Here is a 19,559-nt window from a genome sequence, read left to right as displayed (position 1 = left end):
GACTGTTCCAATGACCGCAACGGGTCATCTGCATGTTTTGAAAATAACCCCGCTCTGTTTTGTGCTTGGCAGGCGATGCAGGGCGGTTTCCACAGAAAAGGGGCTATTGCGTTTTGGAAACCATCATGTACCTCGTTCGTCATGGAGAGACAAAGTGGAATCAGATTCGGCGTATTCAAGGACACAGCGACATCGCTTTGAACGAGCTGGGCATGCGGCAGGCCGAGCTGGTAGCCGGAAGGTTCCGAAGCGAGACGATTCACGCAGTTTATTCCAGTGATTTAAGCCGGGCACGTGACACGGCAGCAAAAATAGCGGAAAACTTCTCGTTTTCCGTCGGGGCGCATCCGACTTTGCGGGAGCGTTGCTACGGACAATGGGAGGGGCTCACTTACGAGGAAATCCGCGAGCGTTTTGAGAGTCAGGATGAGGCTTCGTGTGGAATTGAAACTTTCGAAGACATGCAGCGGCGCGCGGTTGCTGCTCTCAGCGAGCTGGCAGCGAAGCATCCGAATGAAGCGATTGTCGTGGTTTCTCATGGCGGCCTGATCAACAGCTTTTTGCATTACGTAACAGCAGGGGAGCAAGGAACTGGCATCACGCGGATCGACAACACCGGGATATCCGTTTTCCGCTACGTCGATCGCAGGTGGGAAGTGCTCCAGGTAAATGATACTGACCATTTGGAAGCTTGAGAAAATGCTGAGAGAGGGAGTTTCTCGTGTCAAGTAAAATGTTGGGGAAGTTAGAGACGGTCTTTTCCTACACGGCCCATTTTATCTTACAATCTTGGCCGGAAAAGCGCCCAGGCATCCTTTTCTTGACAGATTCCGGGGGCCGCATAATCAACTTCATGGACATGCATGATAGTCAATCTGGAAGCTCTCTGTCCGACGCTGCACGCCATTACATGCAGACACAAGAAGTCTGCGATTATGTATCGGAAGCGTTGAGCACGAAAGAGATTGTCGTCAAGACGAAGAGAGAGAACACGCTGGTCTGCGGAGCTTTTCCGCTGAAGGAGCTGGACGGGAGCGTGCGGGCTGTCATTGGCATGCTCATTCCACAGCGAGAGATCGATTTCGATCTGCGTGCTTACATGCGCGGACTGGAGCCGCTCATCCGCATGGGATACGATGCGTACATCCAGCACGCCACCGGCCAGATTGTCACGGATTTGACCCTGCATGACACCGCGCGGGATTTGCTCGGCAGCTTGACGAGACAAATCAGTCACATCATTTCCAAGGGTCATTGCTCGGCAGTGAAGCTGTCCGAGGACGGGGTGCTGATTCCCCAGGAGATCGTCACCACGCAAGAAGCTGAACCCGGGCAGGCTCACATCCACCAGCTGGTCTCGCGGGTAGGCAATACGCCTGTGACGTCTTCGGTTCTCGACGATCACCGGGTAATCGTCGTTCCGGTGAGCCTCAATGACATCCCGCTCTATGCGCTGTTTATGCACCTGCCGCCCGAGGAAAAGGATTGCGTCTACGATGTGCGGGATATCGCCTTTTTGCAGGAGGTGGCGGAAAAGTCGAGCTGCGCTCTCTGGCGGGCGATCATGTCCGACGATTTGCGCCGTGAAGCCAGCAAAAAAGATTTGTTGTACCAGCTCATGTCCAAAATCCAGGCGTCGATTGATGTCAATGACGTTTTGCACGAAATCGTCACCAGCATTCCCAGCTTGTACCCGTATTTCTCCGTCGAGCTGTTCCTGACGGTAGAGCCGAATGCCACTACGCCCGTCAAGCAGCTGTCATTCCAGGAAGTGGAGCCGTCCACCAGCACAAAAGCGTACCTGGAAGGGCGCTTGATCGCGGAAGAAGTGGGAGAAGGCGATCAGCGGGTGACTGTCATTGCCGCTCCGCTCCTCGGCAAGCAAGGCATCTACGGCGTTTTGCAGGTGACTTCGGAACAGCCGATTTCGTTGAGCCAGCACGAGAAGGACTACATTTCCATTTTGGCAGATACAGCGGGCACTGCGTTCGAGAACGCCCAACTGTATCAGCAATCGCGCAATCTCATTCGTGAACTGCGTCTCATTAATGAAATGGCGCGACAGCTTAATAAAAGTCTTGATTTAAAGGAAATTCTAGATTTTGTCACAGAAATGATGCAGGCGACCTTTGATGCGGAGTTTTGTGCGATTCTCCGCAAACAGCCAGGGGAAGACAAATTCGACGTCCTCTCTTCATCTGTTCCCGCCTTTAACGGCACAGTCGTCAACGCATTGGAAAAGCCGTTTCAGCAAATCATGCAGAGCAAGCAAACGCTGCTTTTGGCTCAGCCAGGGACAGGTCCGCTGCCATTTTCGCTGTTTTCCTGCTGCTCGCTCATGGGAGTTCCGCTCGTCGTTGAGGGTGAGATTAGCGGAGTGCTTTTAGTCGCAGATTCCCGCTATCATTTTTTTAGTTTTGACGACTACAAGCTGCTCGAAATTTTTGGCCAACACGCAAGTCTTGCCATGACCAATGCCGTTTTGCACAATGAGATGGAACGGATGGTCATTACCGACAACTTGACGGGACTTTTCACCAGGCGGTATTTGAATGAGCGAGTCAGGGCTTCGCTTGAAAAAGACAGCTACGGCTCGTTGATTTTGATTGATATCGACTATTTTAAGACGGTTAACGATACGTTTGGTCACCAGGTAGGCGACGAAGTGCTGATCCAGGTGTCCGACCTCATTCGCCACAGCATCAGAGACAGCGATATCGCTGCGCGTTGGGGCGGGGAGGAGCTTGCGGTTTACCTGCCGCGCGTTGACAAAGCGACCGCCCACTCTGTTGCCGAGCGCATCAGGGAATGTGTGGAGCAGGAAACTTCTCCGCGCGTGACCATCTCGTGCGGTCTGGCCAAATGGAACCGGGAGCTGGATGTGAATCTGAGCGTCGAAGCCTTATTCCATCAAGCAGATATCGCGTTGTACGAAGCGAAAAATTCTGGTCGAAACCAAGTTGTTCTCGCCTAGAGCCAAATAAATGGCTCTTTTCTCTTTTTCGGAAAAAAATCGGACAAACTTGAGAGGTAGATGGAGGAATTGGCAATGGACATGCGTGAATGGCACACCAAGGCGACACAAATCACGCCGGATATTTACTGTCTGGAAATCCCGACTCCCTTCAATGTCGGAGCGGTCAACGTCTATCTGGTAAAAGGCGAGAAGCTGACCTTGATCGATGTGGGGCCGAAGACAGACGAGGCATGGCAGGCGCTCACAGAAGGGCTGCAAGCGGCTGGCGTCTCTGTGGAAGAGATTGAGCAGATCGTGCTGACCCATCATCACGTTGACCATTGCGGCCAATTGGAAAAAGTGAGGCAAAAGTCAGGGGCGTTGACACTGGCGCATCCGCAGGCAGCGCCGTACGTCGAGCTGGATGCGGAGTTCATGGATTTTCACGATCAGTTCTTTTTGCAGCTGTACAAAAAAAGCGGCGTGCCAAGCGACAAGCTGATTATCATCGAGAAGTTCCACAAATTGATGACGACTTTTTCCGAGCCAAGCCAGATTGACTTGAAGCTCAAGCATGAACAACAAGTGCCGCATCTTCCGGAATGGCAGGTTCTCTACACGCCGGGGCACAGCCAGAGCCATCTGTCCTTGTACCGGGAGCGGGATCGCACGATGATCGGCGGAGATCACATTATCGGACATATTTCGTCCAATGCCTTTATTGAGCCACCGCGGGATCGTTCGGGTGCGCGTCCGCTGACACTCGTTCAGTACCGGACGGCTTTGCAGATGTGCGCGGACATGGAGATCGAGCAGGTGCTGGCGGGTCATGGCGAGATCGTCCGGAACCACCGCGAGCTGATTTCCTCTCGCCTGCAAAAAAACTGGAGCCGGACCGACACATTGCGCAGCCTGCTTGCTGACAAGGAATTGACAGCGTATGAACTGACGACGCTGCTGTTTCCGGCTATTTATGAAAAAGAGCTGCCGCTGACGCTTTCCGAGACGCTCGGGCATATCGATTTGCTGATGATCTTGCATCAGATCGAGGTGCGCGAACAAGACGGGGTCTTGTACTATCACCTGTAGCCTGACGGATTCCTGGCATTGGCGAAACAAGCAGAATAAGCCTATTCCTCCCCGGAAACGATAAAAGGGACAATTACCCTGCAACCACCTGGAAGTGGCATAATCCGGGGTAGCCGAGGGAGGAACCAGATGCGCAAGTATTGGACCATGTGCCTTTTGACCATCGCGTGCACCGCTTTGACAGGCTGTAATCAAATGGGCGTCAAGCAAGACCCCCATTCAGCTTTTGAACAGGTGCGCGATCAGTTTGCGGCGCAGAACTCGTACGCGTTTTACGGAAGGACAAAGCTTTTGACAGCGAACAGCGCCAATGCCAACATGGTGAACTTCTCCGGGCGAAAAGACGGGGAAGCGGTGTATATGAACGTGAAGTTTTCCGTTCCAGAACAGCAGCGAGTGGAGACTTTGTCGTTGCTCTCCGAAGGAAGCGAGCTGTACGCCAAACAAGGCCAGGAAGAAAAATGGAAGCCTGTCCCGGGCGAAGGAGTTGCTTTGCGGCAGGAGATGAACAACTGGAGTCCGCCATTTTGCTTTCAGCAAATGGACGAGCTGAAAAAAAGCGTCCGCCAGCTGCCCGATGAAAATCCGCAGGACGATCTCGAAGCAATCGGTGTGACGCTGGATTCGCTCAAATTGAAAGAATGGCTGGCTGCGCAAATGCAGGAACAAGCCGGGGCTGGCTCGCGGATTCAGTCCGCAGCGGGCCCTTTCGCCTCCCACAAGCCAAGGGTCAAGCTGGCGATGCAGCTGTCAGACGGAAACTGGGCGAGAGCGGCTGCGCCTGGGGCTGGTGTCTCGATTCAGGCGAAACAAGCACAGGCGCAGGACGTGAAGGCGATGGTCGATCAGATGGATGTGGAAGCGGAGTACACGATTTACTACAACAAGAAGACGATGCTGCCTACCAACATGACGATGTCGATTCGCTCCGCATACGATTTGAACGACCAGCGGGTAAAAGAGCACTCCCAGGTAGAAACGTATTTGCAAAATTACGGTCGGGCCAAGCCGGTGCCAACTGCGGCAGAAGGCGGCAAATAAGCAGCAGAAGAAAGAGACGCTCACCTTCCATGTCTGCGGGCAAGGGAGCGTCTTTTTTTCTGTGAGTCGTGAGGCAGCTTTTTCCAGAAATGCCCGCACGTCTGCAAAAGCGAGGTGTTTGCGGCTGCTTTGACTGTCTGAATAAAGCCTGTTGCCCCCGTCTGGTACACGGTGCAATTTTCCAATCGGAGAAGTAACGCTTTCGGGTTGTTGTCCGTCTTTATTGTTTGCGAGGAGCCGGGCCGGATTGTTCCCCGCTTTTTTCGCAGACGGTCTTTATTCCTAGGAGGAATAGTGGAAAACTTTGTCGAACTTACAACAGGTCTATCTTTTTGCGTCGAATCATCCGTACAATAGAAAAGATGTCCGTTGAAAATCGAGTGTCTACTGCGACCGCTACTCTTTTGGCTATGGTCGCTTTCCGGTTTTGCCACAGCCGGGGTGTAAAGGGGATGAAATTCAGCGATGGATCAGACGAAAATGCGTATTTTGTCCGCAGCCGCCAAACTGTTTGACACGTATGGCTACAAAGGGACATCCGTTAGACAAATCGCTGCCGAGGCACAAGTAAATTCCGCGTTGATTTCTTATCACTTCCAGGGCAAGCAGGGAGTGCTGGAGACCTTGATCGCTTCCTACTTCGAGACGCTGTTTCGTTTATTGGAGGAGCAGGAAACGATGCAGGAGCACGTCTCTGCCATTCAACGACTTGAACAGGTGATTCAGCTGTATTTGCGTTTTCAGATGGAACACGCGCCGATCACGAGGCTGATTCATCGGGAACTGAGTGTCGAGTCGATGCTTGCCCGTGAAGTGATGACACTTTACATGAGCCGCTGGAAGCACGGCCTTTCGAGGGTGCTGGAAGGCGGAGTCGCAGCGGGTGATTTTTTGCCCGTATCCATTGATCGTATAGTGCTGGCCGTAAGCAGCCAGATGATATATCCGTTTTTACAACCGCAGATGGTTCGGCAGGTTTATGACCTGGAGCCGTTTTCCGAGGAGTTCGCCAGGTGGCTGCAAGATTCCATCATGCGTTTTTTGCATGGGATTTTGCTGCCGGCATAAGGTGCGCCCTCTCCCATGAATTTACTTTTTAAGGGGATGTTTGACAAGTGAAACGAAAACTGTTCCTGCTCTGTCTGGCAGGCATGTTGCTATATACGAATCCGGCTTACGCCACGCCTTTTCCTGACAAAAAAGAGGAAGTTGTGCAGGACGCCGACAACTACTTGAAAAAAGAAGAGAAGGCGAACTTTGCGAAGTCGATGCAAAATCTGCCTGGCAGCTACAAAGTTGTCGTAGTGGAAAGCACAGCACCGGAAGCAGAATCCCCTGACATGTACGCGCAGAAGCTGTTTGACAATTACAATTTGGCTGATGACGCCATGATGGTCGTCCTGGACTACAACACCGAACAGCTCGGGATGTATGCAGGGCCAGCCTTGCAGGCCAAAGGCGCATCGATGGAAATGCTGCATGAAAAAATGACGTCGTACTACGAACCATTCCGCAATCAGAAGCAGTATTTGAACGGCATTCAGACTTTGATCGGGGAAGTAAACCGGGAACTGAGCCGCATCTCGGACAAGCAGGCTGCCGCTCCTGCGGGTGCAACCGATGCGAAAGCACAGGAACAGACGGAGGAAAAAGACGGACTTGGCGGCATCCCGTGGTGGATTTACGCGATCGGAGCTGTCTTTGCGGCTTTGTCAATCGGACTGGTCTACGCCATGATTCGTCGCCGCGCGATCTTTAAATTAGTCGACGACGTAGAAGATTGGAAGGATGAGCTGATAGAGAAAATCAATGTCATCGAAGTGGAAAAGCCGCTGCGCCGCTCCAGCGGAATGACAGAGGTGCGCTATCACCACCTGGCAGACAAAAAGGAAAACTTGCTGCGCATCCGCATCCCCGATGTGGAGATGATGATTCTCGATGCGGAAGAAGCGTGCGACCGCTTCCGGTTTTCGCTGGCGCTCGGCATGCTCGATGAAGCGCGCGAGACGCTGAACCAGATCGAGGATGAACTGAACGAGCTGAAGGAAGACACCTCAAAAGTCGCGATTACCAAACAGGAGAACAAAGTTGTCATCCCGGAAATCGGCAAGCAAGTGGAGCAGATGGAGCGCCGCTTGTCCGATTTGCGTTTGGAATACGGCCTGTCGTTTCACGAGCTGAAAGCATCGCTGGATGAGGTCGAGACGATGCGAAGCCTGGTGAAAACGGCGCGGGCGGCAGGCGACGATATCGCTGCCTACGATACGACGATCAAGGCACAGCAGCTGCTGGAACGCGTAGGGCAGACGATGGAGCAACTCCCGACGTTGGTGCATCGCGTGAAAAAGGCGATGCCGGAGGAGTTCAAGCAGCTGGAGGACGGAATCAGCCAAGCGACTCGCGACGGCTTTGACTTGAAGCAGGACGCGCTGGATAAGGCGCTGCTGCAGGCAAAGCAATTGCTTTCGTCCGCGAAAAGCGCACTGGAAGAAGGCAATTTGGAGATGGTCTTGACTCACTCCAAAGCTTTCGATGTGTTGCTGGACGCTACTTATCAAGGAATTGAAGAAGGAGTAATGGCCAAGCACGAGGCTGCTGCGGCTTCCGCTTCCGCACAGGTTCTGGAGCAGCCGCTTGCAGATGAGTGGAGCGAGAGCGAGGAAGAAGCAGCCGGAAGAGAGCATGCCCCTGCGACTGACAAAGAACGCGAAGTCAGCGATGCAGAAGTGGCAGCGATCATCGAGCAGGCTGCACAAGTATGGAATCAGGCGAGCAAAGACGAGCATGCGCCTGTGATCCACAAGCCAGAGCCAAAAGAGTTCGTGCATGAAGCGCCAAAAGCGGCAGTGTACGATCAGGAGCAAGCTGACGAGACTTTTGCGGAAGCGGCGCCGATGATTGCAACTGCAACACGCGACCAGTTGAGCGAAGCGGAACGGGCTGTGCTGCTGCAAGCACTCAAGAAGCCTGCCAACTCGGAAAAAGCGACTTCGGTTCATGCTCCGCCGACCAAGCCGAGCCGTGACGTCGAGGAAGAGACGGAGTACGAGCTGGTGATCCCGAAAACCCAGGCTGAGCCGCAGCCAGTCTATGAAGAGGAAGTCCAGGAGCAAGCTTATTTGCTGATCGAGACAGAGGACGATGCTCTCGACGAGCTGGAGCGGATTTCGAGTACATTAGTTCGTGTACGCCAGCAAATCAAGCGAAGCTACCTGCCTGGCATTCCCGATCATTTGAAGTACATGTTTGAAGAAGTCGTGCAAACTTTGGGCCGGATCAAGATGATCATGGAGCAGTATCGTTACGATTTGGAGGAAGTGGCGATTTTGGTTCAGGATGCGCACGAGCTGGTCGTAGAGACAGAGCGAATGGCGGAGCAAATTATTTCGACTTGCCAGCTGGCGGAAGGAGCTATCCAGTACACCAACCGCTACCGCCGCCAAAACAGGCATGTCAACGAACTGCTGACAAAAGCGGAGCAATCATTCCGACAGCTCGCTTTCGCGGAAGCATACCAACTGGCGGAGGAAGCGCGTCTTGTCATCGAAGGCGCTCCAGCCGAGGAAGACAATCGCTGGCTTTTGCGCAGAAAGAAAAAGGGGTGAGCCACCGATGAAGCTCCTTCCCTTTTTCCTGATGGCCGCAGGGGTGCTTGTCATGCTTCAGCCCCGAACGAAAAGATGGCAAAGTCGGATGAACCACTATTTCCGGGGCAATGAAAAGCGGGTGAAGCAAAGGGCGAACACATTCTTTTTGCTCGGCCTGGCCTTTGTTTTAGCAGGCTTTGCCTACTTGTTCCGGATGGCAGCCTAACCTAGCATTTTCCATAAAAAACACCTGATCGCAGGCGGAATGCGCTCGGGACTGACCCCGTAATGTGAGACAAATCAAAACACCTTCAAGAGAACCTGACCATGTCGTAAGATATGGGGACAACCTTGGAGGTGTTTTTGCGTTGGCAACTAGAGTTAGTTATCCCGTAGAAATTAAAATGAAAGCAATTGAAATGCGTCTTGCAGGTGTCACCAAAAAGCAGATCATGCAGGAACTAAATATTAAAAATAAGACCCAAATTCAACAGTGGATGCGCTGGTATCAGAGCGGAGACATTCATCGTCTCCAACAGCCTGTAGGAAAGCAATATAGTTATGGAAAAGGGCCGATGTACGATTCTGAACTGGAACAAGTCAAAGCAGAGAATCGTTTTCTTAAACAACAACTGGACGTTCTAAAAAAGTTAGAGGAGTGGGAAAGGAGGTGTCACCAGAAGTAATCGTTCCTTGGATGGAGTCCATTCGTGGGCAAGTAAGCGTGAGCCAAGCTTGCGCGTGGCTTGGTATCCCTCGTTCTACCTACTACCGTTGGAAAGCTGCATACGCGAAAAGAAACGAGGATTTAGTTGTGGAAAAGATTCGGCAACTCTGTATTCAACATAAGTTCCGTTATGGGTACAGAAAGATTACAGCACTGATGCGAGCTGAGATGTCAATTAATCATAAACGAATACAACGTATCATGCAGCGTGAACAACTACAATGCCGAGTGAGGATGAAGAAACGAAAGACAACAGGACAACCTTCTTATGTAGCAGATCATCTCCTGCTGCGACAATTTCAAGCAAGTACCCCCATGCAGAAATTAGTGACCGACATTACTTATTTACCTTACGGAAGTAAACTTTTATATTTATCGAGCATCATGGACTTGTACAATGGTGAGATTGTGGCATACAGTATTTCTGACAAACAAGACACATCGCTTGTCCTCGATACGCTATATCAACTGCCAGACCAACCTGGAATGATGCTACATAGCGATCAGGGCAGCGTGTATACGTCTCAGGCGTATCAAGCAGCAGTTAAGGGAAAAGGCATTACCATGAGCATGTCCCGTAAGGGTACGCCCGCTGATAATGCCCCCATCGAGTCGTTTCATTCCACACTAAAGTCTGAAACGTTCTATCTCGATAATTTTATCTGTACGACGACGGCCATCGTTGTGCAGATTATCCAAAGCTACATTCATTACTATAACTCAATTCGCATTCAAACGAAACTAAACAACCAGTCACCGATTCAATTTCGGCAACTGGCTGCTTAAATAGCTAAGGTGTTTTGATCCCTGTCCTACGGACGGGGGTCAGTCCCCTCCGTACGCGACAGGTGTTTTTTTGTGCAAAAAAAAGAAGCATCGCTCACGAGGGCGATGCTCCATCTAGGGAAGATAAAGGGAGTAAAGGTCTGATAACCAGCACCTTACAACTAGGGGGGAGTAAGGTGCTGATCACTCTTTCGCAAAAAAGAGTACCTGCTTGCTAGTTTCCCCGATTTGTCTTCCCCTAAACGTTATTCTCGCAAAAAAATTCCAAAGCTTCTTCCGCACTGTGCGTACCTGCGGAATGTCCCGATGAAAAGGCGATAGTAATGTTGTAGCCTCCGGTATGGGCGTGAACATCCATGACTTCCCCAGCGAAGTACAAGCCATCCATCAGCTTCGAACGCATCGTCCGCGGGTCGATTTCCTTGACGCTGACTCCGCCGCCCGTAATGAAAGCTTCTTCTAAGGAAAGCGTACCTGTGATTGTCAGTGGAAATGCTTTGATGATGCCGGCAAAGCTTGCCCAATCTTGTTTTTTCATATGGCTGTACGTCGTGTCTTCCGAGATGCCGGAAAGCGACAGCAGCAAGGGGATAATCCGTTCAGGCAAGTAGCCTTTCAGCACGTTTTTGACCGCTTTTTTCGGTTGCTCCTCCAAAAGCTGCCAGCTTTCCGCGTTGATCTCGTCTTTGCTTTTCGCTGGCATCAGATCGAGCGTGAGCGACAGCGGGATCGCGCCGAATTTGTGTTGGCTGGTAGAAACATAGTGTCCCATCCGCAGTGAGGCTGGTCCAGACAGCCCGAAATGGGTAAAAATCATGTCGCCTTCCTGCGTGTTGATCTTTTTGCCGTTCGGGGCGTACAACGTCATCGTCACATCGCGCAGAGACAGTCCTTGAAGCGTTTTGTCGCGAATGAACGAATCGTTTGCGGTCAGCGGCACTTCTGTAGGATACAAGTCCGTCACCGTATGTCCGGCAGCCTTGGCCCAGGCGTATCCGTCTCCCGTCGAGCCTGTCTGAGGAACCGAGCAGCCGCCTACCGCGATAATGACGCAAGGGGCTGAGAGCTTTTCGCCCGTTTGCAGCAAGATGCCAGTCGTTCTGCCGTTTTCATAGAGCACTTCCTGGACGGGAGAGTTCAGCCGGATGGTGACATTTTGCCGCTTTAAAAGGTCAATGAGCGCCTGCGCTACAGTAACCGCCTTGTCCGTCACAGGAAACATTCGCCCGCGATCTTCTTCCTTCAGGGCGACTCCCAAGCCCTCGAAAAATTGCATGATTTCCCGATTGCCGAATTGCGTCAGAGCGCTATACATAAAACGGCCATTGCCTGGCATTTGCTTGATCAGCTCGTCCTGTTCCTTGGCGTTGGTGACATTGCAGCGGCCGCCGCCAGAAATGATCAGCTTGCGCCCGAGCTTCCCGCCTTTTTCTACCAGGCAGACACGCGCTCCCTGACTCGAAGCCGCAACAGCGGACATCAGCCCGGAAGGCCCGCCGCCGATAATGATGACATCAAAATCGTACTGTGATCGATTCATTTCGTTTTCGTCCTTAGTTATGGTGTAGGGTGAGGCATCCCCCATTTTACCACAACACCTGCTCTCTCGCCCAAAAGAGAGCGAAGGGAACCGCGGGCGTCAAAGGGGGATGCCTGTGCGTCAGGCGAGAATGTCTGCGAGCGGCTTTTTCGTAAGCACGTAGCGGACGATTGTCTCATCGCGGACGATATCCGTCACCATGTATCCTTTGGCAAAATACGTCGTGAGCAACTCGCCGGTTTGCTTGCGCCAAAGAGCGGCTACACTCATGTCTGCCTGCTTCACCTGCTGGAAGAAGGCAGGGACGGGCAAGAGCAGGACAGACTCTTCCCGATCGGTCGCCAGAGCAACAGGGGTCGGGATGCCATCCGTGATCTCATAGTGCAAAATATTTGGAGCGCCGTCATAAGACAGTCGCGGTGCTCCGTTTGCTTGGCGGGCTTCTACCCGTCCGCTGTCGATGAACCATTCCACGAGAAAACGGTCGGTCGGCAAGCCGCGGTTGAAGTCGTCATCGAGGTCGCCGTAGCAATTGGGCAAGTACGTGCGGACGATCCCGCCGAGCTTGACGATGTTCAGCACGCCATTCACTGTTTCCAGCGGATCGTACGTCCAGGTAATCTTGGAATGGCCCATCGCTTTTGCTTCGTCCTTTTGCAGCCACTTCATCTGCACGCCAAGTCCCTGCTTGCGGTATTCGGGCAAAAAGCCCAGCATGTGCGAACAGAGATGCGTCTCCCCGTTGGTGTAGCCTGGGAAGCTGTATAAAAACCCGATCATTTCGTCTCCGTCAAACGCCCCGAGAAACAGTCCGCCAAATTTGTGCATGGTCAGCGTCATGTGGTACGGAATGGCAGAAGCAGGGTCCCATATTTTCCCTTCCATCGCTTCCAACTGCTCAATTTCGCTCGTTTCCGTCAATCTTCGCAACGTGATCGCCATTTCTTTTTTCCCCCTATCCAATTCGTATTTTTACTTCATTCGGACAGAAGGCGGCACATTCCTGCTTGTGAACGGTTGCATCCAAAATCAGCCTCACGGATAATAGGAGAGATAGACAAACATCCGACAAGGGATGACAGGAGGCTTGACCACAATGGAAAACGACTTTCAACTGGAGCTGTGGAAACGGCTGACCCAAGCGCCGGGAGCACCCGGCTTCGAAGGTCCGGTTCGCGATATCATGCGGGAATACTTGGGTACATATACAAACGAGTTCGTATACGATAACCTCGGCAGTATGCTCGGCGTGATGCGCGGGGATGAAAACGGTCCGAAAATCATGGTGGCCGGACATATGGATGAAGTAGGGTTCATGGTGACGCGCATTTCGGAAAAAGGCTTTATTTCGTTTCAGACGTTGGGAGGCTGGTGGGGACAAGTCCTGCTCGCCCAGCGCGTTCAAATCATAACGGAAAAAGGCGCGGTGGAAGGCGTAATCAGCTCGATTCCTCCGCACGTGCTCAGTGAAGATCAGCGCAATCGCCCGATGGACATTCGCAATATGTACATCGATATCGGAGTCGATACGCGGGAAGAAGCCGAGCAGGCAGGCGTGCGTCCGGGTCAGCAGATCGTTCCGGTTTGCCCGCTCCAGGTCATGACCAACCCGCGCCGCGTCATGGCGAAAGCGTGGGACAATCGCTACGGGTGCAGCTTGGCTGTTGAGCTGGCAAAAGAACTGCATGAGCGCCCCGGACATCCGAACGTGGTGTATGTGGGAGCAACTGTTCAGGAAGAGCTGTCTGGCGGGCGCGGAGCGAAAACCGCAGCAGCCGTTATCGAGCCGGATTTGTTCCTCGCATTGGATGCCAGCCCGGCGACCGATATTCCCGGCGTGAAAGACGAAGGCGGAAAACTGGGCGGCGGCCTGCTGATGCGGATTTACGATCCGATGTACATGATGCCGCTCGGCTTGCGGGAACTGTTGATTTCCACATGCGAGCAGGAAAACATCCCGTACCAGATTTACATTGCCAAAGGTTATACAGACGCAGGGGTCGTGCAGCATCACGGAAAAGGAGTGCCGTCCGCCGTCATCGGAATCCCTTCCCGCTACATTCACAGCCATGCTTCGATCATCGATCGGGAAGACTACGAAGCGGCCAAGCGTCTCTTGTTCGCGATCGTGCGCAAGCTGGATCGGGCGACCTTTGAAGCGATTTTGCCGAGATAACGAGGGGAGGTGGCGCTTTTGAACGCAATTATTTTGTATACGAAGCGCCAAGGTCAGGCGACGTCTTACGAATTTAATGTTTTTGACAACCAGTTCGCAACGGAAAATCTCGCTGTCCGCAAAGTGCTGATGTCCATGCTGGAGTCCGTCCGCGACCGACTGACCGATTTGGAAGTGGAGTACAACGACAGCATGCTGGCAGAAAAGCTGGGAGCGAAGCGGGCGGGGGAAACTTTGCGCTTCCTCGGGGCGACGAGAGAGAACAGCAAGGAACATCTCAGCAACGGAATCGTCGTCAGCCGTTCTTTTCAAGCGCCGATGACTCCCGAGCGCTACGCGTATTTTTACGAACTGACAGACATCGCCCAGCTATCGCATTACCGCCTGAAGGAAGGCGACGAAGACCGAATCGTGTTTTACTTCACACGCTATTTGCAGCTGATTGCCCCTGACGAACAGGCAAGCCAAAGCTTTTTGCAAAAGCTCGCGGAGTGCTCCCTGCCGTACAAGCTTGTGCCCATCAGTTGAACGAGACGGTGACGAGCCAAGCAAAACGGTCATGACTGTTTTGTTGACGCAAGCGGTTACATCCGATTTCATGAAAAAAGCCATTTCCTCTGCATCGGGGAAATGGCTTTTTCGTGCAGAAACAAAGCGGGAAGCTCTCAAGTAGAAGGGCGATTCGGCCCTTCCAGCTTTTTGTCTCCGTAGCCAGGGGCATCGTTTTGCACTGATTTGGGCTGACGATTGCGTTCCGCATCTTGCCCGTTTTGCTGCTGCTGCTGATTTTTTGACTGAGTCATTTTACGTCGCACCTTCCTTTCTTTTCGTGCTGGACTCGTTGGTCTGCGCCGGATTTTTGTAGCGCGGGATGGCATAGACGGCAAACAACCCGAGCAGCGCCGCCAGAAACAAGGTGACGATGCCGTAAGCTATCCACGGACTTCGGCTCGCCACTCCGCCGAGTTTTTCGACCATGGCGCCGCCAAGACTTGTCCCGATTGCAGTTCCTACCCCGGAGACAAAGTTGGAGAAGCCGAAGTACGCTCCCAGCCACTCTTCTTTGGCAAAATGGGTAACGAGCGAATCCTGGACGGGCATGAACAGCATTTCGCCGAGGATAAACAGGACGGCCGCGGCACTGAGCGTGGCAAAGTGATTGGCCCAGCCCATCGCGGTCAGTCCGGCCCCGAGCAAGGTCGTTCCGATGGCGAGTGCGATATACGGGTTGATCCGCTGCAGAATAAAGCGTGAGATAAAGCCTTGCAGCAAAACGACACAGAGCGAGTTGATCGTCCAGACAAGGCCGATGAGCGTTGCGGAATGCAGTACATGCTCGCCGCGCAAAGGCAGGATCATGGTGAACTGCGCGTACAGCGCCCACATCAGCAAGGTAATTCCCGAGAACAGCAGGAAGCTGCGGTGCTTCAAAATATGCCGATATTCCGAGATCGGCGTGCGACGACAGTCAGGGCCGACACAGCGGTCATCCGGCAAGGAAAAGAACGTCAAAGCAGCGAGCAGGCCAAAAACGATGGCGGAGACGATAAACGGCTGCTGATGAATCGCCGTCATCCACGTAATCACCAGACCTGCTACGATAATCCCGCTGTGGGCGAGAATGCCCCGCCAGGAAAAGGCTGTCGTCCGCTGCGCTTCCGCCACTTCATCGGCAATCATCGCTTTGATCGTGGGGGCCAACAGTCCGAGCCCCAGCCCGTTCACCGTCGAAAACAACAGGAAAAACCCGTAATTCGCACTGTAATGGTAGCCGAGCATGGCACTGCCCTGAAGCAAGGCTCCCAAAGCGATGATCGCCCGTCTACCCCACCGATCCGACATCGGCCCCCCGATCAGGCTGCCGATTTGATAGGCGATGCTGCCTGCCCCGAGAATGAAGCCCACCTGAGCCAGATGTAAGAGCCGCACCTTTTGCAAAAAAATCGGAAACACCGGGATGACCAAATACGAAGCCATGTGCATGAAAAAAACGAGCAGCAGCAAGATCAAATAAGGCTTGTTGCGCCAGAGTGCTCCCTGTGAGGCTGTCATAATCGCCTCCTCTAGTTGTTCAACATCCTTTCTAGTATGAGTGGAAAAGGTTTGTCTCTATGCAACAAAAATGGGCGAGCGTACAAATGTGCACGCGAGGCAGGCGGGTGTCCAATCCAACATTCATCCCGATACATATACCTATAGAGAAAAGGTGCCATGGGCGGTATGCCAGGTGCAATGGTTCGAGCTAGTGTGAAGGGGGGATCTCGCATGAAAGGTTTTGGTTTTTTTAACCAAGATGGCTTTGAAGTGGTGATCTGGATTATCGTGATCATCTTTCTCCTCTCCATATTCTTTGACGAAGGGATAGATTGAGATGAGCGCATATCGGCCAGTTCGCCGCCTGAACAATCACTACCGCTCCAATCAAGGCTTCAAAGCATGGATCAAGGCCAATGAGCAATGGTTCAAAGAAAATCCGGAAGTGTTCAAACAAGTGTTGAGCAATCCGAATATGGTCAATTTGTTTATGGATCTTATGGTGATGAACTCCCCGCGCATCCAAAAACGTCTGCGCAGATGGGGCAGGAACAAGCCATGAGTACCAGTGGCATGCTGCCGACATAAGCATGCCTTCTTTTTTTGGCGTTTGGCAGAGGGCATGCCGTGGCAAGAGAACAGATGACAGGGGCGGGAAGGCTTTTCGATCATAAAAACCAGACAAGCCGCGTAGGGATAAGCATACGTCATGCAGTCGGGAGGATGGGGGATCAGCATGGCACAAGTCATTTTGACGTTTTTTGTAGCCTATGGCATTGTCGTGGGAGGAGCCTTGTGCGGAGGATTGGGTGCGTTTTTGACAGAAAAGCCTCCGTTGTTTTCGATGGTACAACTGGCAGACCAACTGAAAATATGGGGGCTGGTCGGCGCTTTGGGCGGCACCTTCGACTCCTTTTTGCAAATTGAAAAAATATTGATGGGCAACTTCTCGCCCGTATTCAAGCAGCTTGTCATGATCGTCGTGGCTTTTTTGGGCGCTCATATCGGAACGATTTGCGTGCACTGGCTCGTGCAGGTGCGCTCATGATGGTCATCTTCTGGAAACGCTACCTCGCGCTTCTGCTCATCGGCTGTCTTTTGGGCGGCACCGTGATTTTGTTCGTGTACGGGCGCGAGATGGAACAAATGATGCTGGTGCGCAAAAGCCTGGAGCTGCAAAACAAAAAGCTGTACGAAGAAAACCAGGAGCTGAAGCAAAACCAGCGCGTCTACCGCAAAAACCAGGATCAGGTGATCGAGGAGGTTCGCGCTTTTGTGCTGACGGCTGATCAGAAGCAGCCTTTGCATGCCACGATTGTCGTACAAGTCGTCGATATGGTGGAAAAAGACTTCGCTTCGCTCAAAGGCAAAAAAGCGGAGCAGGTCGCAGAAGTTCACCAGGTTCTGCATGAGATGCTGCGCCGCAGGGAGTACGTCCTGTCGGATCGCACGATGGTCGAAGTGCGAATCAAGACGGTCTTCATCGCGCGGACGCTGCAAGTCTTCGTCACGGCAGAGGTCATATCGGATGATGTTTGGCAAAAGGTTGCGCGAAACTTTCTTTTTCTTCCCTCGTATATTTCTACATAGATACCTGAAGGCAGATCGATCAAGGTCTGGGGTCAACGCAAAGGAGAGGCGAGTACATGTCCATGTTCAAGAAGTTGCTGGCGAGTGTTGGAATTGGAGCTGCGAAAGTAGATACCCGTTTGGAGGAGGAGTCGCTCGTTCCCGGGGATCTCGTAAAAGGCGAGGTGCATCTTACAGGAGGAGATGTAGCACAGGAAATCGACGAAATCTACATGTACGTTGTTACCCACTATGAACGAGAAGTGAACGACAACAAGGTGAAAGAAGAATGCACCCTGGTCAAATACCGTTTGACCGAGCGCGTGTACCTGCAGCCAAAAGAGAGCAAAGTCCTTCCTTTTGCTTTCCCGCTTCCTTATGAAACCCCGCTGACAATGGGGCGCCAGCCTGTTTATTTGCGAACCGGACTGGATATCAAAAATGCGATTGATCCTGGCGATTCCGATTTCATCGAAGTGCGTCCGCATCCGTTGATGACAAAAGTGCTGGATGCTGTTTCTTCCCTTGGCTTCCAACTGTACAAAGTAGATTGCGAGTACAATCGCCATCTGGGCAAATCGTATCCGTTTGTGCAAGAGTTCGAGTTTCGTCCGACCGGGCCGTATCGCAGCCGTCTGGAAGAGTTGGAGGCAATCTTCTACTTGCGCGAGGGAGAGCTGGAAGTGTTGCTGGAGCTAGACAAGCGTGCGCGCGGCTTCCTGGGCGCTTTTGAAGAAGCGTTTAACCTCGACGAGCGCTACGTGCGCTTCCGACTGCATGACGAAGATTTGAACAGACCGACACACGTGATTGCGGATGCGATCGAGCAACTGATCAAAAAACAGCTGCGCTAAGAGTTAAGAGCCAAGCGAGTGCGAAAAAGAAAAGAAGGCTGTCTGGGAGAAAACCAGGCAGCCTTTTTGTATGGGCGAAAAAGCGAGCAAATTAGTCGTCTGCGCCGACGATCGTCAACAGGACGAACAACACAAGAATCAAAGACAACCCGTTAAAGCCTCCGTTAAACAGCCCCATTTGAAATCCTCCCGTAATCCGTGACGTGATGTTTGTTCCCTATATAGAATAGTCGCCGACAGGGGCAAACGTGTTCAGGCAAACACCCATTTTTCGGGCGAAAAACCGATTGCATGAGGTGTCTTTCTAATTTTTTGATTTGCATGTATGGGGCTGGATTTTTCTGACAATACTGTGAGCATGAAGAAATCCAAGGAGGATATTATTATGAATTTGTTGGAAAAAACGAGAAAAATCAATGTCATGCTGCAAAAAACAATGGGAGGCAGCGGTGTCGGCTTTCAAGACCTCGCCAAGCTTTTGTCCGAAGTCATCTCGGCCAATGTGTACATCATTACGGCTGACGGCTCGATTCTCGGCAGCGGAATGAATCAGGAAATTTCCCTGAATGAAGAAGGGCAGACCCACCTGCAAAGCGGAGTACACCAGAAGCTGCTGGAAGTGACGCAAACGTTGGCGAACGAGTCGATTCAAAGCCCGTACAGCTTTGTGCCAAAAGAGCTGGGCAGCTTGTTCCCGCAAATGATGACGACGATCGTCCCGATTAACGCGGGCGGAAGCCGACTGGGCACACTCGTGTTGCTCCGCGCTTACGGCGAGTTCGAGACAGAAGATTTGATTTTGGGCGAGATCGGCGCCACGGTTATCGGGATGAAAATTGTCCGTCAGCGCACGGAGCAGATTGAAAATGAAGTGCGGGACAAAACGTTTGCCAAAATTGCATTGTCCTCCCTTTCCTACAGTGAACAGATTGCCATCGAGAAAATCATGGAGCAGCTCGACGCGCGCGAAGGCTTGCTCGTAGCAAGCCAGCTGGCGGATCAGGCGGGGCTTACGCGCTCTGTCATCGTCAACGCGCTGCGCAAGCTGGCCAGCGCTGGCGTGCTCGAATCCCGCTCGCTCGGCATGAAAGGGACATACATCAAAGTGCTGAATGACAAGTTCCCGTCTGAATTGGCCAAGTGGAAAACATCGTAATTCAATCGGTGCAGACAAAAGGCTCTCCTTTTTGCAGGAGGGTC

Annotated in this window: 20 protein-coding genes; 15 read left to right on the top strand and 5 right to left on the bottom strand. The window is 52.4% G+C overall.

Going from position 1 to position 19,559, the window contains the following annotated elements:
* The first annotated feature begins 113 nt into the window (after positions 1-113).
* The 8 genes from DEP07_RS17110 to DEP07_RS17075 all read left to right on the top strand — a co-directional run bounded on the left by DEP07_RS17110 (position 114) and on the right by DEP07_RS17075 (position 10,186).
* Positions 114-695 carry a histidine phosphatase family protein gene (locus tag DEP07_RS17110; RefSeq protein ID WP_122964022.1) on the top strand — a complete coding sequence of 194 codons (582 nt, stop codon included), beginning with the start codon at positions 114-116 and terminating at the stop codon, positions 693-695.
* 38 nt (positions 696-733) lie between these two features.
* Positions 734-2,974 carry a sensor domain-containing diguanylate cyclase gene (locus DEP07_RS17105; RefSeq protein ID WP_122964023.1) on the top strand — a complete coding sequence of 747 codons (2,241 nt, stop codon included), beginning with the start codon at positions 734-736 and terminating at the stop codon, positions 2,972-2,974.
* 75 nt (positions 2,975-3,049) lie between these two features.
* Positions 3,050-4,045 (top strand): MBL fold metallo-hydrolase, encoded by a 996-nt coding sequence (locus DEP07_RS17100; RefSeq protein ID WP_242774954.1) that lies wholly within the window; start codon positions 3,050-3,052, stop codon positions 4,043-4,045.
* A 129-nt stretch (positions 4,046-4,174) separates the two neighbouring features.
* Positions 4,175-5,086, top strand: coding sequence for a DUF6612 family protein (locus tag DEP07_RS17095; RefSeq protein WP_287102789.1), 912 nt, complete (start codon positions 4,175-4,177; stop codon positions 5,084-5,086).
* Between the two features lie 465 nt (positions 5,087-5,551).
* The gene (refZ, locus tag DEP07_RS17090) at positions 5,552-6,154 is read left to right on the top strand and encodes a forespore capture DNA-binding protein RefZ (RefSeq protein ID WP_063228134.1); all 603 of its coding nucleotides are present in this window, start codon (positions 5,552-5,554) and stop codon (positions 6,152-6,154) included.
* A 47-nt stretch (positions 6,155-6,201) separates the two neighbouring features.
* A complete protein-coding gene (locus tag DEP07_RS17085) occupies positions 6,202-8,691 on the top strand; it encodes a septation ring formation regulator EzrA (protein WP_173599881.1) in 2,490 nt (829 codons plus the stop codon).
* Positions 8,692-8,698: 7 nt separating this feature from the next.
* The gene (locus DEP07_RS17080) at positions 8,699-8,899 is read left to right on the top strand and encodes a hypothetical protein (protein ID WP_173598214.1); all 201 of its coding nucleotides are present in this window, start codon (positions 8,699-8,701) and stop codon (positions 8,897-8,899) included.
* Between the two features lie 142 nt (positions 8,900-9,041).
* Positions 9,042-10,186, top strand: a protein-coding gene (locus DEP07_RS17075) for an IS3 family transposase (protein ID WP_122966905.1) whose coding sequence is annotated in 2 segments (ribosomal slippage) — positions 9,042-9,315 and positions 9,315-10,186 — 1,146 coding nt in all. Because the reading frame shifts where the segments join, the coding sequence is not laid out codon by codon here.
* A 238-nt stretch (positions 10,187-10,424) separates the two neighbouring features.
* On the opposite strand, the gene DEP07_RS17070 is transcribed toward DEP07_RS17075, so the two are convergent.
* Both DEP07_RS17070 and DEP07_RS17065 read right to left on the bottom strand, forming a co-directional pair.
* Entirely contained in the window at positions 10,425-11,726 is a 1,302-nt protein-coding gene (locus DEP07_RS17070) for an NAD(P)/FAD-dependent oxidoreductase (RefSeq protein WP_287102787.1), read from the bottom strand.
* Positions 11,727-11,846: 120 nt separating this feature from the next.
* Positions 11,847-12,668 (bottom strand): GNAT family N-acetyltransferase, encoded by an 822-nt coding sequence (locus DEP07_RS17065; RefSeq protein ID WP_122964029.1) that lies wholly within the window; start codon positions 12,666-12,668, stop codon positions 11,847-11,849.
* Positions 12,669-12,822: 154 nt separating this feature from the next.
* Here DEP07_RS17065 and DEP07_RS17060 point away from each other — a divergent pair, with 154 nt between their 5' ends.
* Together DEP07_RS17060 and DEP07_RS17055 are read left to right on the top strand one after the other, a co-directional pair.
* Positions 12,823-13,902: a M42 family metallopeptidase gene (locus DEP07_RS17060; RefSeq protein ID WP_242774956.1), complete on the top strand. Its 1,080-nt coding sequence runs from the start codon at positions 12,823-12,825 to the stop codon at positions 13,900-13,902.
* 18 nt (positions 13,903-13,920) lie between these two features.
* Positions 13,921-14,430: a hypothetical protein gene (locus tag DEP07_RS17055; protein ID WP_287102785.1), complete on the top strand. Its 510-nt coding sequence runs from the start codon at positions 13,921-13,923 to the stop codon at positions 14,428-14,430.
* Positions 14,431-14,567: 137 nt separating this feature from the next.
* On the opposite strand, the gene DEP07_RS17050 is transcribed toward DEP07_RS17055, so the two are convergent.
* Positions 14,568-14,705: a hypothetical protein gene (locus DEP07_RS17050; RefSeq protein WP_167470277.1), complete on the bottom strand. Its 138-nt coding sequence runs from the start codon at positions 14,703-14,705 to the stop codon at positions 14,568-14,570.
* 1 nt (position 14,706) lies between these two features.
* Positions 14,707-15,954 (bottom strand): MFS transporter, encoded by a 1,248-nt coding sequence (locus tag DEP07_RS17045; RefSeq protein WP_122964032.1) that lies wholly within the window; start codon positions 15,952-15,954, stop codon positions 14,707-14,709.
* A 319-nt stretch (positions 15,955-16,273) separates the two neighbouring features.
* Between DEP07_RS17045 and DEP07_RS17040 the strand changes: the two genes are divergently transcribed.
* From DEP07_RS17040 to DEP07_RS17025, 4 genes are all read left to right on the top strand, one after another.
* Positions 16,274-16,498 (top strand): hypothetical protein, encoded by a 225-nt coding sequence (locus DEP07_RS17040; protein ID WP_063228141.1) that lies wholly within the window; start codon positions 16,274-16,276, stop codon positions 16,496-16,498.
* 174 nt (positions 16,499-16,672) lie between these two features.
* Positions 16,673-16,984, top strand: a complete 312-nt coding sequence (locus DEP07_RS17035; protein ID WP_063228142.1) for a YtrH family sporulation protein — start codon at positions 16,673-16,675, stop codon at positions 16,982-16,984.
* Positions 16,981-17,526 (top strand): hypothetical protein, encoded by a 546-nt coding sequence (locus DEP07_RS17030; protein WP_280648761.1) that lies wholly within the window; start codon positions 16,981-16,983, stop codon positions 17,524-17,526. Before DEP07_RS17035 ends, DEP07_RS17030 begins: the two co-directional genes overlap by 4 nt.
* Positions 17,527-17,582: 56 nt before the next feature.
* Positions 17,583-18,359, top strand: coding sequence for a sporulation protein (locus tag DEP07_RS17025; protein ID WP_122964034.1), 777 nt, complete (start codon positions 17,583-17,585; stop codon positions 18,357-18,359).
* Between the two features lie 91 nt (positions 18,360-18,450).
* Here DEP07_RS17025 and DEP07_RS17020 read toward each other — a convergent pair whose 3' ends face one another.
* On the bottom strand, positions 18,451-18,537 hold the full coding sequence (locus DEP07_RS17020) for a YjcZ family sporulation protein (RefSeq protein ID WP_122964035.1): 87 nt from the start codon (positions 18,535-18,537) through the stop codon (positions 18,451-18,453).
* Positions 18,538-18,744: 207 nt separating this feature from the next.
* Here DEP07_RS17020 and codY point away from each other — a divergent pair, with 207 nt between their 5' ends.
* Positions 18,745-19,515 carry a GTP-sensing pleiotropic transcriptional regulator CodY gene (gene codY / locus DEP07_RS17015; protein ID WP_122964036.1) on the top strand — a complete coding sequence of 257 codons (771 nt, stop codon included), beginning with the start codon at positions 18,745-18,747 and terminating at the stop codon, positions 19,513-19,515.
* Positions 19,516-19,559 lie beyond the last annotated feature (44 nt).

Origin of the sequence: Brevibacillus sp. (genome assembly GCF_003521185.1) — a bacterium.
Taxonomy (GTDB): domain Bacteria; phylum Bacillota; class Bacilli; order Brevibacillales; family Brevibacillaceae; genus Brevibacillus; species Brevibacillus parabrevis.
The sequence above is the reverse complement of the archived record's forward strand: the minus strand, read 5'-3'. Positions and strand labels throughout refer to the sequence as shown.